Origin of the sequence: Microcoleus sp. EPA2, assembly GCA_020882975.1 — a bacterium.
Classification (GTDB): Bacteria; Cyanobacteriota; Cyanobacteriia; order Cyanobacteriales; family Microcoleaceae; genus Microcoleus.
In genome coordinates, this window is the sequence record JAHRFD010000046.1 from 16146 (window position 1) to 29481 (window position 13336).

Genomic DNA, 13336 nt, shown 5'->3' on the forward strand with positions numbered 1-13336 from the left:
CAAGTGAAGAATTTTTCACCCCACTTACAGTTTAAACTAATCCACTCTTTTTGATTAGTTTAGCTGCCGAGTCATTTAACTTTAATAATTAGGTATTTTTTTTCACAAATCAACTAGCTCAAGCGATTGTTAATTTATGGAGTGGAGACTGAGCTTATGTATAAATTGGGCAACAACTACCATAATAGTACAGTATCGTAAACCTGCCTAATTCATCGACTTTAGGTGAAAAAGAGTGACGCTCCGATACCCTAAGTTTTTGAATTTGACTGGCGGGCAAGTTGGGTGAATATTTGTCTTTGGTATTGAACTCCACTTTTTTTACCCTTGCGTTAAGTTTTTATAGAGTGGGATACTTTGTCAAATCATGAGTACAAGCTCCTCATTTTCAAAGTAAACTGAACTGCAAACAATCAACGAAGTACAGAAATGCTTGAATCTTACCGCCAACACGTAGCTTCACGGGCAGCCTTGGGAATTCCCCCACTGCCCCTAGATGCTCAGCAAACCTCCGAACTTTGCGAATTGCTGAAAAATCCGCCACCGGGCGAAGAAGAAACCTTAGTAGAATTATTGCGCGATCGCGTGCCGCCCGGAGTAGACCAAGCAGCCTACGTCAAAGCAGGATTTTTGACCAGCATTGCCAAAGGAGAAATCCACAGCCCCCTCATCGCCCCCAAATGGGCAGTCTACCTACTAGGGACAATGATGGGCGGCTACAACGTCCACTCCCTCATCGATTTACTCCATCCCGCAGCCGAAACGGCCATTCCCGCCACCGCAGCCCGCGCCCTCAGCAAAACCCTGTTAGTATTTGATGCTTTCCACGATGTCCTGGCCCTGTCGGATGTCAATCCCTATGCTAAACAAGTCATCGACTCTTGGGTTAATGCCGAGTGGTTTACCAGTCGCCCCCAACTAGCCGAAGCCATCACCGTAACGGTGTTTAAAGTGCCGGGAGAGACGAATACCGATGATTTATCTCCTGCACCCCAGGCTACCACGCGGCCAGACATTCCCCTGCACGCTTTGGCGATGCTGGAAACCAAAATGCCCGGTGCTCTGCAAACCATTGCCCAATTGAAGCAAAAAGGTCATCCGGTAGCCTACGTTGGCGATGTTGTCGGCACCGGTTCCTCGCGGAAATCGGCGATTAATTCAGTCCTGTGGCACATTGGTAATGATATTCCATTTGTGCCAAACAAGCGCAGTGGTGGCTATATTCTAGGAAGTGCGATCGCCCCTATTTTCTTCAATACCGCTGAAGATTCCGGTGCATTGCCGATCGAATGCGATGTCGCCAAAATGGAAACAGGCATGGTAATTACCATCCATCCCTACAAAGGTGAAATCACCAATGAAGCCGGAGAAATCATCTCCACATTCACCCTCAAACCAGACACAATACTAGACGAAGTTCGCGCCGGTGGCCGAATTCCCCTATTAATTGGACGCACCTTAACCGACAAAACCCGCGCCGCTTTAGGACTAGAAATCAGCCCTATTTTCACCCGCCCCACCATCCCACTAGACACCCACAAAGGCTTTACTTTAGCCCAGAAAATGGTCGGAAAAGCTTGCGGTTTACCGGGCGTTCGTCCCGGCACATCCTGCGAACCAGTGATGACCACAGTTGGTTCCCAAGATACCACCGGCCCGATGACAAGGGACGAATTAAAAGAACTAGCTTGTTTGGGATTTAGCGCCGATTTGGTAATCCAAAGTTTTTGTCACACGGCCGCCTATCCAAAACCAGTTGATGTCAAAACTCACCATGAATTACCCGATTTCATGGCTCAACGAGGCGGCGTAGCTTTGCGTCCCGGAGACGGCATTATTCACTCCTGGCTAAACCGGATGTTATTGCCAGATACCGTAGGAACTGGTGGCGATTCTCACACTCGTTTTCCCTTGGGAATTTCCTTTCCGGCAGGTTCGGGATTGGTGGCCTTTGCTGCGGCCTTGGGCGTGATGCCTTTGGATATGCCGGAGTCGGTTTTAGTACGGTTCAAAGGTGAATTGCAGCCGGGAGTAACCCTCCGGGATGTTGTGAATGCAATTCCCTATGTAGCAATTCAAAAAGGTTTACTAACCGTCGAGAAACAGAACAAGAAAAACATCTTTTCTGGACGGATTATGGAGATTGAAGGTTTGCCAGATTTGAAGGTCGAGCAGGCTTTTGAATTGACTGATGCCACGGCCGAGCGTTCTTGTGCTGGATGCACGATTAAACTGAGCGTGGAGACTGTTTCTGAGTACATTCGTTCCAATGTGGCGCTGCTGAAAAATATGATGGCGCGGGGCTATGCAGATGCACGGACGATGATGCGCCGGGTAGCGAAGATGGAGGAATGGCTGGCAAATCCGGTGTTGCTGGAGGCTGATGCTGATGCTGAATATGTCGAAATCATTGAAATTGATTTGAATGAGATTAAAGAGCCGATTGTAGCCGCTCCCAATGACCCGGATAATGTTAAGTTGTTAAGTGAGGTTGCGGGCGATCGCGTTGACGAAGTATTTGTCGGTTCTTGCATGACCAATATCGGTCACTACCGCGCCACTGCGAAAGTATTGGAAGGTGCTGGGGAAGTCAAAGCCCGCCTGTGGATTTGTCCCCCAACTCGCATGGACGAACAACAACTCAAAGAAGAAGGTTATTACAGCATTTTTGGAGCCGCTGGAGCTCGTACAGAAATGCCCGGTTGCAGTCTTTGCATGGGAAATCAAGCACGGGTTAAAGATGCCACAACGGTATTTTCAACATCTACTCGCAACTTCAACAATCGCATGGGGAAAGACGCGCAAGTTTATCTTGGTTCCGCGGAACTAGCCGCCGTTTGTTCGCTGTTGGGTCAAATTCCCACAGTCCCAGAATACATGGAGATTGTGGCGAAGAAGATTAATCCTTTTGCTGATGATTTGTATCGGTATTTGAATTTCGATCGAATTGCTGGTTTTGAGGATGAAGGACGAGTGATTGCTGTGGAAGATATGCCTCGGATTGAGGATATTTTGGGAATTCCCGAAGGCGTGTTGAGCAAGTAAAAAAGTCCGGTAAGTGAGCGTGGGAGCCGTAGGGGCGGGTTCACTAAAGGGCTTTCGGGTTGCAAACAGGCTAAATAAACCCGCCCTCCCCCACTCACATCTTGCACCATTTACCTGTTTTGTGGCACAGTTCGCCGTTCGTTTCAACCCCCGTCTCATAGCTAAAGTCGGTTGAAACCGACTGAATATTTGCCTAAAACCAATACACATCAACTAATTCTTCAGTCCTCTTTGAGAGGACTTTCGCTCTCTCGACTGGGGTTTAAACCCCAGTCAGACTATCGGTTTTACCTGGTTGTTGACACCAAGATTAGTTATGATTAGTCACCCTATTACCACAGAAGATAATCTCTACGAACAAGACTTTTGTTTGTGGATAAAAGCTACTGCTCAACAATTAAAAGAGGGCAAATTTAATCAGATAGATATTCCGAATTTAGTTGAAGAAATCGAAAGTATGGGCAGAAGTGAAAAACGAGAATTGAAAAATCGTTTAATTGTGCTTTTGATGCACTTACTAAAATGGGAATATCAGCCAGAAAAACGTAGCCAAAGTTGGCGTAGCACGATCGCAGAACAGCGTATCTGTATTGAATCATTGCTAGAAGATAGTCCAAGTTTGCAACCTCTGATTTTAGAAGTGTTTGATAATTGTTATGAAAAAGCTTGCCAGAAAGCTGCGGATGAAACAGGGATTAAATTAAACTTTTTCCCCAAGGAATCGCCTTTTACCCTCGAAGAAACTTTGAAAGGCAGTTTTGTTGATGAGTAAGTTAAACAGTCCTGGACGCAAAGCCTACACGATTATGTCATTCTGAGTGAAACGAAGAATCTCAAACCCCAATAAGAGCGTCAAGATTACATCCAGGACTATTAAAGCTGTATTCATCTGCGTCCATCAGCGTATATCCGCCGACATCTGCGGTTAAAACTCCAAGAAACCGGGTTTTTTACCGGAAATCAATAATCTCATCAACCCACCACCTCTTGACAAGACAATGCGGTTGCATTACCATAGAGCTTAACCGCCAGATTTAGAGGTTGCTATGGCTGCAATACTAGCCCTATACTCAGAGTCTACTCTGACCGATCGCTATCAGACTACAGTTCCTGAGCCAGTTCGTAAAGCCCTTGGCTTGAATAAGCGTGATAAAATCTGCTATACGATCGACTCTGACGGTCAAGTAGTCATTTCTCGTGCTAACCCGACAGAAAGCGATCCGATACTTCGACTGTTTCTGAATTTTCTGGCACGAGATATGAAACAGAATCCTCACCACTTACAAGCAATTAGCTCTGATTTAGTAAGTCGTGTTCAGTCCTTAGTTTCTGAAATTAATCTTGATCTGGATGCACCACTCTCGGATGAGGATGAATAAGTTTGTCTGTAAATCAGCCGCTGGTGATTAATGGGTGGAATATATTTGCCCATCCTCTCTTCCTCAACCAGTTTGAAGAACTTCTGACGCAAGTTGAACATTTGCGTCAGAAGTATCCTCAAGACTACAAGCATAAAAATGCTACAAAGCGTCTAGCTGCCATAGCAAAGCTGGCATTTGATGTTATTCCTCAAGATCCAACACGTAGTGATTATCGCCAGGGTGATACGCTCGGAGATGATTATAAGCACTGGTTTAGAGCTAAATTTTTTCAGCAGTACCGACTGTTTTTCCGATATCATCAAGAGGGTAAAATTATTGTTTTCGCCTGGGTGAATGATGAGAACTCTAAGCGAGCTTATGACAGTAAGACAGACGCTTATCGAATTTTCAAAAAAATGCTTGAAAGTGGCATCCCTCCAGACAATTGGGATGACTTACTCAAAGATGCCAAAGGTGAAACTAATCGTTTAGATCAAGCAGTCCAAGCAGAAATTTAACTGACTAAAAATAAAATAGTGCATAATTCCTGCTACACTTCAACTACAAATATTCACAGCAGATACCGTTGGCGACACCAACAGCAGGGGGAAAACAATGGAAACAGTCGAAACAATGGAAACAATAGATACTCGCACCCAAACCCGCTACTGGGGCAAAGTTACAGTCATCGACGCTGGCGAGCGTTATAAAATCAATCGCATTGAGCTCAAGCCTGGCCACCACATCAGTACCCAAATGCACTATCACCGCAGCGAACATTGGGTTGTTGTCTCTGGTACCGCTAAAGTTATCTGCGATGACAAAGAAACTATTTTGATGCAAAAACAGTCAACCTACGTTCCCATGAATGCGGCTCACCGTGTGGAAAACCCAGGGGTGATTCCCCTGGTGATGATTGAAATTCAAAATGGCGAATATCTTGGCGACGATGACATCATTCGTTTTCCCCAAGATGCTCACGAAGAAGATTAATCTTTGACCATTAATAGTGTAGGGGCAGTTTTTGAACTACCCCTACATTTTTATATTAAAGTTGTTAAGCACTAGCATCTGATATCATAATAGGCGATCGCCCTAGGGCAGTGCAGCATTCTTTAACTCTACATTAGCCATATTTGCATTTCTGAGGTTAGCACCTGTCAAGTCAGAACCCACCAAATTTGCACCAGTCAAATTCGCACCGGTCAAATTTGCATCCCGTAGGTTGACTCCCACCATATCCATTCCGAACAAACTCCCACCTTTGAGAGTGACATTGGCTAGATTCAACAATGACTGACGAACATTTTTGAGGTTTGCACCAGTCAAATTGGCACTTTCCAAATTTGCTCCGATTAGATTCGAGCTGCTGAGATTGGCATTCTTCAAATTCGCAATCACTAAACCAGCCAAATTCAGATTAGCACGGCTCAAGTCAGCCTGTTCCAAATTCGCACCGTGCATCCTCGTAGCGATTAAGCTCGCACCGGCTAGTTTGGCATTTTTGAGATTGGCTTGATTCAGTTTGGCTTCATTGAGATTCGTGCCACTCAAATTCGCCCCACTCAAATTCGCCCCATTCAAATCTGCACCGCTGAGATCTATACCAGAAAGTTGCGCTCCTGTCAAGTCACAAGCGGAACAATTTTTGGTTTCTAGTAACTGCTTGACTTCTGCGGGATTTTCGGCTTTCACTGGAGAGGCAAAACCGATCGCAATTAGTAACCCTGTAGCTGCCAAAATCTCAAACTTCATATACCCGCTCCCACCAAATCTCTACTTACTAATATAGTTTATTTTTTCAGGGTTTTGAGCGATCGACATCTGGAGAGACTGTGATAATAATCACTGTGTTGTGTACCCAAAAAATGCAATAATTGTAAATGTTTTAACAACTTTAAATTTTGTAAATAATTATTGCTTTTTCAGGAACCAAAAGGGAAAAGCTTGCGTCGGTTCTAAGCTAACACCAGTAATATTTTTTTGAGCAAAAGTATAATCTTTATCCTGCCAGAGGGGGATGAAAGGTACATCTCTACCTAGTATGTCTTGAAGTTCAGCAAAAATGGCGTTGCGGATTTGTGGGTTTGGTTCTTGGCGCTGTTTGGCGATCAGTTGATTCACCCGATCGTTATAATAAAACGAACCCTGACCCTGGCTAGCACCTTTGGAGCAGCCGCCAGCCACCGAACCTTCAGCACAATCTAAAAATGGCTGTATATAATTATCGGCATCGAAAAAGTCGGCGTACCAATCCACTAACACCGCAGGATAAATTCCCTTCTCAATATTTTGAAATAAAGTGGGAGATTCCACACTATTAACTTCTACCTCTAGGATTCCCTCCATTTTGAGTTTAGCTATGGCCTTGATGGTACTCGCCACTAAACCTCTTTTTGCCGAAGATGAAGGATACCAAATTTGCAATACTAAAGGATTTGCTGCTGAGTATCCCGCTTTAGTCAATAATTCCTTGGCTTTTACCATGTTGGCGTCGCCGTAGAGTTCTTTGAAAACGGGTTTTTGAACGTCAAAGGTTGTGGGAATCAGACTGTACAGTGGCTGTCCTTGTCCACGGAGTACGCGATCGTTAATTAGTGGGCGATCGATCGTAGCGGCGATCGCCTGTCTCACATATATATTATCCAGGGGTTTAGACTGGATATTCAGCGTCATATAACTGACGGTACTGCTCTCGGCCTCGAATTCCTGCCATTTCCCTTTTTTTGCTCCCTCATCCAAACTGCGAACTTGATCTGCATCCAGAGATAAATAAGCAACATCGATCGCACTGGTGCGAAAAGTATTAAACAAATTGGCGGAACTAGAAAGCAGCAACAAATCTATACCTTTATTTTGGGGTTTTTCTCCCCAATATTTATCAAATACATCTATTTTGAGAGAATCGGTGCCATACTTGGCTAGCTTGTAGCGTCCGGTTCCCACAAATGTATCTGGTTTAAATTTACCGTCGCCAATTTCGTATGCTTTCGGAGAAATGGCACAAGTACCAGCAAAGGTGAGCATGGCGGGAAAAGCCGCAAAAGGCTTTTTTAATTTAACAGTTAACTCATATTCGCCGGTCGCTGTCACTGATTCTACAGCATCACCTAACAGGAAAGCGGGACGGCCACCATTTTTGATAAACCGCTGTAAGGAAAACTCCATGGCTGCGGCATTGAAGGGTGTATCATCATGAAAAATCACCCCTTGACGCAGGGGAATCTTATAGGTTAATCCATCGGGGCTGATTTTGGGCAGGGATGTGGCTAAATCCGGGATTAACTTTGTAGTTCCCGACTCGTAGGTGTAGAGAGTATCGCCCAAATTGTGCAACAATTGTGCCGAGATCACTTCGTAGGCGTCTCCAGGGTCGATCGTCCGCAGTTTCAATGTTGTGCCAATGGTAATGCGATCGCTCTGAGTATTGTCAGCGCCAGAGTTAACCGATGGATTTGTCGGCTGTCGGCAGCTTATAATTAAACAGCAGCAAAGACTCAACAGCGCTAGAACTTTAATCACCGAAGGTCTGATAAATATTTTTAGCAGCCACCTAGCTGTTCCCATTGTCATTTTACGCAATAATTCCCAAGTACGTATCATTAATCCAGAATCCAAAATCTAAAATTGCCCGATGCCCTCTGCCCCATGAACGATGCCCAAATATCAAATTCCTTTGAGTAAAGTGCGCCAATCTCGACAGCGTTTGAGATAAATGCGAGCCACCCGATCGCTAGGGTTGTTCCGCAAACACTCTTCAAACAATTTTCCCGCTTCTCGAAACTCCTTGCGATCGCACAATAACATAGCTTCATTATATATGGGCAAATTTTCTAGCTTTGCCAATCTCACCTCCTCTGGTTCGGCATCAAATACTTCATAAACTGTTACAAATTGAGATTTTCCTTTGACCTGTACCTTATCGACGATGCGAACAGCATAATCAGCCGGATTTCGCAACTTCTCAAAAGTGGCATGAGAAATTAACAGCGGTACGCCGTAATCTTTCGTCAATCCTTCAATCCGAGAAGCCAAATTAACCGCATCGCTAATGACAGTGCTATCCATCCGACTTTTGCCACCCACTGTCCCCAGCATCAAAGAACCTGTGTTAATCCCAATGCCAATTTGAATGGGGATATATCCCACATTTTGACGGTGTTTGTTGTATTCTTTGAGAATATTTAACATAGCAATACCAGCTTTGACAGCATCATCTGCACAATCGCTAAATAGAGCCATAATTGCATCACCTATGTATTTGTCGATGAACCCATTATTTCTAGCAATAGCAGGCTCCATTCGCGACAAATAAGCATTGATAAAATTAAAATTTTCTTGCGGTGTCATGGTCTCAGAAAGCATGGTAAAATCCCGGATATCCGCAAATAAAACCGACATATCTTGCTGGGTTTGATCCCCTAAATTAACTTCGATAATGCTTTCATATCCCAGTAAATTTAGAAATTGATGAGGAACAAACCGCCCATAGGCATCAGTTAATTCTGATTCGGCATCTAGGGATGCTTCCAGACTTTTATTGAGGAGAGAGAGTTCATCAATAAACTTATGGCGATCGCTTTCTGCTTGTTTACGTTCTGTAATATCTTGAAAAACTGCGATCGCAAAAGCCACACTACCGTCCTCGTCAAAAATTGGTGTTCCCCAAATCTCGATCGGAATTATATTGTCCTGTACATGAACTTCCATATCCTCAGCCGTGGAAGTTTCGCCCTTCAAAGCTCGGACGATTGGCAAATTTTCGCTCGGATAAATAGTATTAGTACCCGCGAGATAAATTTGATAAACTTCCGACAAATTATCAACGGTATTTAATGGTACAACCCCTTTGCCGAGCAACTGCTCTCCCGCACGATTAACATAGCAAGGTTTGCCTTCAGAATCAAGAACTACCACTCCTATGGGAATAGCTTCCAGAAACTGAGCCAGCCGCTTTTCTGCTTCGCGCACTGCTTGCAGTGCCCGATAGCGTAACTCGCTTGTCAGATTATCAGAGTGGGCGGCACTGGTTTCTAACAAAATTTCCAGATCCGCTTTTTCCTCTTTCAACTCTTCCACTTGCTGGCGCAATTTTTCGAGTTCCAAAACTAGCTCTTCTCTCGATGGTTGTTCTTCTAACATAACCCTAGAACTTGCGCCTTTACCAACAGAAAATTGCATCATAATTCCGAATCCCAAAGGCCCTGGCAGTTCCTAGACTAATTCCACCACTAAAGCAGGCATTAAACGCTGCAAATTTTTCAAAGATTTACCTTGCCAAGCGACAGATTTAGAGCCTTGTACCGTCATTTGCACCCCAGGTTTTTTTCGCATCTCAATGATGAACTTCGACAGCATACTGATCCCCGAACTGTTCAAAAATTCTAACTGCTGCAAATTCAGAATAATTTTTTCCGTTTGCGTATCGGCTACATCGCCGAGCAACTGGGTAATCGGCTGGTATTCTTCAGGCCCGCTTAGTCGCAGGGAGCCGGAAAAACTCACCGTGGCTGTCTCTCGATCGTAGCAGATGTGGTATTTTTCTGTCTTAATTTCCATTGTGGCGAAAAAAGTTACTTAAGTTGGATAATTGATGCCCGATGGGCTTATAATATTAGTTGTACCATCGTGGTCACGGCAATGACTTCTGGGTCTTGTTGAACAGTCTCGAACTTCCAGCCCATCTTGGCGCTGTAGTCGTTGAGCATAGTCAGCAAGCCTAACCCAGAAGCGGTACAGTTCTCATCAGCAGCATTTTTTTCTAATTGCTCAATATACATCTCGCTGGGGTCGCAAATCAGCAATTTCTGAATGTAACCCTGAAAATCCTCAACAGCAGAAGCTGGAATGCTGTTAGCCACGGAGAAAATTAGTCCGTCTTTCTCCAATTGCAGTTTAATATCGATCGGGTAATGGGAATTTTCATCGTTAAACTTCATCGCATTTTCCAATAACTCATTAGCAATATAGCTAACGGCACTTTTCACCTCCGCTTGTCTTGTCAGTGCTGAGGCATCCTCTTGACTCCCCGGAAAAAAAGTCGTCAAGTAATCCGCGAGGAAATCAGCCGATAAACCATTATTCCGCCATCGTTGCTTCAGGGGAATAGAACTAGGAGAAAATCCAATGATTAAATATTCTTGGCTGGGAGTCGGCTCAATGAAATTACCGAAAATCTGATTCATGTTGATTAGTCTGTGGTCTGTTAGTCTTAGTTATTTGTGAGGAATTATTTGTGATTATGTAGTGTTGATTTACAGGCAGTTATTTATGAATTTTGGCTTTTCATAACTAATCTATCCTAACCAATAACTGATCACCCAGTATTATTTTTGTTTGAGAATCAGCAATGTAATATCATCAAAGATTTTTTGTTCGCCTATGTGCGATCGCACATCGTCAATGACAGCGTACCTGATTTCTGATGCCGTTCGTTGCCAATTCATTTGTATGACGTCAATTAACCGTTCTAAACCGTAAAGCATCTTATCCATATTTTCAGCTTCCGTAATCCCATCAGTGTACAGCACTACCACATCTCCTTTATATAACTGCACCATTTTTTCAGCAACAAATTCAGTAATATCTACATCGAGTCCGATGGGGAAACCCAAATCGATGGTATCAAACCGCTCTACAGAACCATTAGAACGCACCACAATCATTTCTTCATGCTGACCGCTCAATTTCAGCATTCCTTCCTCATAGTCTAGCAAAGCCAAGGTAGCATTCTTGTCAGATTTCATCCGTTGTACATTATCGTAAATAGCCCGATTAATAGCACTTAAAAATCGAACGGGATCGGGTTCATTGTAAGCCAGCAAAGTCCGCACAGCCGTTTGAACCATAATCATTAAAACACCACTTTCTAAGCCATGTCCAGTGACATCGCCGATACCAATCTTTACTCTACCATCTTGCTGAAGTACATCGTAATAATCGCCACCTACTTCATCCGCAGATTCCATAAATCCTGCAATATCTAGACCGATGACTGCCTTAAGTTCTCGGTCTTTCGGCAACAGCATTTGCTGAATTTTGCGAGTAACATCTAATTCGGCACTCATCCGCACATTTTCGGCTTTGAGGCGATCGTTTAAAACGGTAATTTCTTGGTTCGCATAAACCAATGCCTCAGCAATTTTGTTAAATGACCTCACAACTTGCCCCAATTCATCTTTATTATCCAAATTAATTTTGTAGTCAAGATTCCCTCTTGCCATTTTTTTGGAAGCTTCATCCAGTACCAAGACAGTTTCCATCACCGACTGATAAAAAGATACAAATACATAAAATACTATGGAGAGACTCAAAAAAACAACTATTGTAATTGTTCGCTTTTTGTTCATAAGATGTTCAATACGATTATGTAGTAAGACATCTAATTCGTCTAGGGTTTTATCCCACAGATCAAAACTTAATTCTAGCACTCTTTCAGTTGAGTCAATATAGGCATAATACTGAACAGTTTCCGATGGATAGTTTAGTTTATCTAGACTTTTAGATAATTGATATATAAGAAAAATAAAGCTTTGCACATCATTATTTAATTTGGGCTTTAAATTTTGTTGTGGATTGTTTATAAACGCAACATTCATGTTAAACTCTAAAGCCTCACTTAATTCTCTTAATTTTACAGAAAGAGCAATATATTGGGTTCTATCATCTTGTGTAGCATTTGACTTCAGGCTGGTTTTTTCAGAAATCCTTCTGATTTCTGAAAGATTTTTTTGAATTTCGGGCAGCTTCAATAAAGTAGCATCCATTAAGTAATAAGTGTCTAAGTCGGGGTCTAATATTAAATTAGAACTATCCCCAACATCAGCAGCCAATTTATTAATATTTGCTAATAAGGTTTGATATAAAAAGTCATAGGTTTCTAAGCTCCACTGGTGGCGACGCAGTTTAAAATTTTGCCAAGTAAGATAAGTTTTATTCATTTTTTCTGAAGATTTTAATAAATTTCCGAGCCTGCTATCAGTATTGGCAAGATTTTGAAAGTTTGAGTCTATTTTTGCTTCTAGTTCTGCCCTGAACTCTGGTCGGCTTAAATTTGTGTTTAAAGGCTGATAATCTAAAAGTTGAAGTTGCGGTATGTGCTGTCTCAATTGTCGCAGGGGGCGCAGGTATTCATTGCCGTAAATTTCTTTTTGAGAAAAATTTACCTGGCTATTAATCTCGGAAATCAGCAGGTATATGACCAATGTTAAGGGCAGGGCAAAGAGAAAGCCAATTAGGATAAATTTTTGGGGATAGCTCAGACGATTCATTAAATGGATACCGAAGGATTTTTGGTTCATATGTGACACAATCCACAAATATTTTACTCAATTAGTAGCAAAAGCTACTAATTTTTTTGGATCATTCCTGAAAAAATCAGTTTTGACGCACCATCAGAAGTTTGCCGAGGATTAATATACTTATTTCCTGAAACTCTACTCTAGAGACAGAATAAGACGATACTTACATCGCTGCACTTGTAATGTTAGTTCTTGACAAAGGAACCAACACTAACATTAGCAGTGTCTACATAAGTATTGTTAGTGTTGTGTTCAGCAGCGATCGCGCCGCAGTCTGAAGTGAGGTGGAGGGCTTGTAATGAAACGAATTGCCGAAAATAACTCTCAAGACAGTCAAAACCAAGCCCAAAAGCAGCCCAGGCCTTTAGTCTTGGCTTTGGTGTTAACAGGAATTCTGGCATTGGAAATGTATCCGAGTCTGGTAGATAGCGCTGCTGCTAATGCTGGGGCGCTGAAACATTCCTTAACCAAGTTGGAAAGCCAACAACAGCCAAGCATCAAGGACTGGAGTTTAGACTAAAAAACGATCGCATCTAAAAGTAGCTGCCTTTCAACAGAAGGCAAGTTATTGCTCAAAAAATCAAAAGAGAGGAGATTAAACAACTAATTTTGAAGACTTTTTGCGTCGAG

Annotated in this window: 12 protein-coding genes; 6 read left to right on the forward strand and 6 right to left on the reverse strand. The window is 42.9% G+C overall.

Annotated features, from left to right (window positions below; all coding sequences use genetic code 11):
* Nucleotides 1-429 precede the first annotated feature (429 nt).
* From acnB to AAFP14_RS24815, 5 genes are all read left to right on the forward strand, one after another.
* On the forward strand, nt 430-3045 hold the full coding sequence (acnB, locus tag AAFP14_RS24795; protein ID WP_341734848.1) for a bifunctional aconitate hydratase 2/2-methylisocitrate dehydratase: 2616 nt from the start codon (nt 430-432) through the stop codon (nt 3043-3045).
* A 316-nt stretch (nt 3046-3361) separates the two neighbouring features.
* Nucleotides 3362-3817, forward strand: a complete 456-nt coding sequence (locus AAFP14_RS24800; protein ID WP_341734849.1) for a DUF29 domain-containing protein — start codon at nt 3362-3364, stop codon at nt 3815-3817.
* Between the two features lie 274 nt (nt 3818-4091).
* Nucleotides 4092-4424 (forward strand): type II toxin-antitoxin system PrlF family antitoxin, encoded by a 333-nt coding sequence (locus AAFP14_RS24805; protein ID WP_341734850.1) that lies wholly within the window; start codon nt 4092-4094, stop codon nt 4422-4424.
* 2 nt (nt 4425-4426) lie between these two features.
* On the forward strand, nt 4427-4924 hold the full coding sequence (locus tag AAFP14_RS24810; RefSeq protein ID WP_341734851.1) for a type II toxin-antitoxin system YhaV family toxin: 498 nt from the start codon (nt 4427-4429) through the stop codon (nt 4922-4924).
* Between the two features lie 97 nt (nt 4925-5021).
* Nucleotides 5022-5399, forward strand: coding sequence for a cupin domain-containing protein (locus AAFP14_RS24815; protein ID WP_371124787.1), 378 nt, complete (start codon nt 5022-5024; stop codon nt 5397-5399).
* A gap of 102 nt (nt 5400-5501) precedes the next feature.
* Here AAFP14_RS24815 and AAFP14_RS24820 read toward each other — a convergent pair whose 3' ends face one another.
* From AAFP14_RS24820 to AAFP14_RS24845, 6 genes are all read right to left on the reverse strand, one after another.
* Nucleotides 5502-6161, reverse strand: a complete 660-nt coding sequence (locus AAFP14_RS24820; RefSeq protein WP_341734852.1) for a pentapeptide repeat-containing protein — start codon at nt 6159-6161, stop codon at nt 5502-5504.
* 159 nt (nt 6162-6320) lie between these two features.
* The gene (locus AAFP14_RS24825; RefSeq protein WP_472851088.1) at nt 6321-7973 is read right to left on the reverse strand and encodes an ABC transporter substrate-binding protein; all 1653 of its coding nucleotides are present in this window, start codon (nt 7971-7973) and stop codon (nt 6321-6323) included.
* 99 nt (nt 7974-8072) lie between these two features.
* Nucleotides 8073-9590, reverse strand: a complete 1518-nt coding sequence (locus AAFP14_RS24830; RefSeq protein ID WP_341734854.1) for an adenylate/guanylate cyclase domain-containing protein — start codon at nt 9588-9590, stop codon at nt 8073-8075.
* Nucleotides 9591-9620: 30 nt separating this feature from the next.
* A complete protein-coding gene (locus AAFP14_RS24835; protein WP_341734855.1) occupies nt 9621-9965 on the reverse strand; it encodes a slr1659 superfamily regulator in 345 nt (114 codons plus the stop codon).
* A 47-nt stretch (nt 9966-10012) separates the two neighbouring features.
* The gene (locus tag AAFP14_RS24840; RefSeq protein ID WP_341734856.1) at nt 10013-10591 is read right to left on the reverse strand and encodes a slr1658 family protein; all 579 of its coding nucleotides are present in this window, start codon (nt 10589-10591) and stop codon (nt 10013-10015) included.
* A gap of 141 nt (nt 10592-10732) precedes the next feature.
* A complete protein-coding gene (locus AAFP14_RS24845; protein ID WP_341734857.1) occupies nt 10733-12706 on the reverse strand; it encodes a PP2C family protein-serine/threonine phosphatase in 1974 nt (657 codons plus the stop codon).
* Nucleotides 12707-13004: 298 nt separating this feature from the next.
* Here AAFP14_RS24845 and AAFP14_RS24850 point away from each other — a divergent pair, with 298 nt between their 5' ends.
* Nucleotides 13005-13226, forward strand: a complete 222-nt coding sequence (locus tag AAFP14_RS24850) for a hypothetical protein (protein ID WP_341734858.1) — start codon at nt 13005-13007, stop codon at nt 13224-13226.
* Nucleotides 13227-13336: the final 110 nt, after the last annotated feature.

Coding starts and splice junctions, on each gene's coding strand:
- AAFP14_RS24845 (WP_341734857.1), bottom strand. CDS start 12,706: ATGAACCAAAAATCCTTCGGTATCCATTTAATGAATCGTCTGAGCTAT.
- AAFP14_RS24820 (WP_341734852.1), bottom strand. CDS start 6,161: ATGAAGTTTGAGATTTTGGCAGCTACAGGGTTACTAATTGCGATCGGT.
- AAFP14_RS24825 (WP_472851088.1), bottom strand. CDS start 7,973: ATGGGAACAGCTAGGTGGCTGCTAAAAATATTTATCAGACCTTCGGTG.
- acnB (WP_341734848.1), top strand. CDS start 430: ATGCTTGAATCTTACCGCCAACACGTAGCTTCACGGGCAGCCTTGGGA.
- AAFP14_RS24815 (WP_371124787.1), top strand. CDS start 5,022: ATGGAAACAGTCGAAACAATGGAAACAATAGATACTCGCACCCAAACC.
- AAFP14_RS24840 (WP_341734856.1), bottom strand. CDS start 10,591: ATGAATCAGATTTTCGGTAATTTCATTGAGCCGACTCCCAGCCAAGAA.
- AAFP14_RS24800 (WP_341734849.1), top strand. CDS start 3,362: ATGATTAGTCACCCTATTACCACAGAAGATAATCTCTACGAACAAGAC.
- AAFP14_RS24835 (WP_341734855.1), bottom strand. CDS start 9,965: ATGGAAATTAAGACAGAAAAATACCACATCTGCTACGATCGAGAGACA.
- AAFP14_RS24805 (WP_341734850.1), top strand. CDS start 4,092: ATGGCTGCAATACTAGCCCTATACTCAGAGTCTACTCTGACCGATCGC.
- AAFP14_RS24850 (WP_341734858.1), top strand. CDS start 13,005: ATGAAACGAATTGCCGAAAATAACTCTCAAGACAGTCAAAACCAAGCC.
- AAFP14_RS24830 (WP_341734854.1), bottom strand. CDS start 9,590: ATGATGCAATTTTCTGTTGGTAAAGGCGCAAGTTCTAGGGTTATGTTA.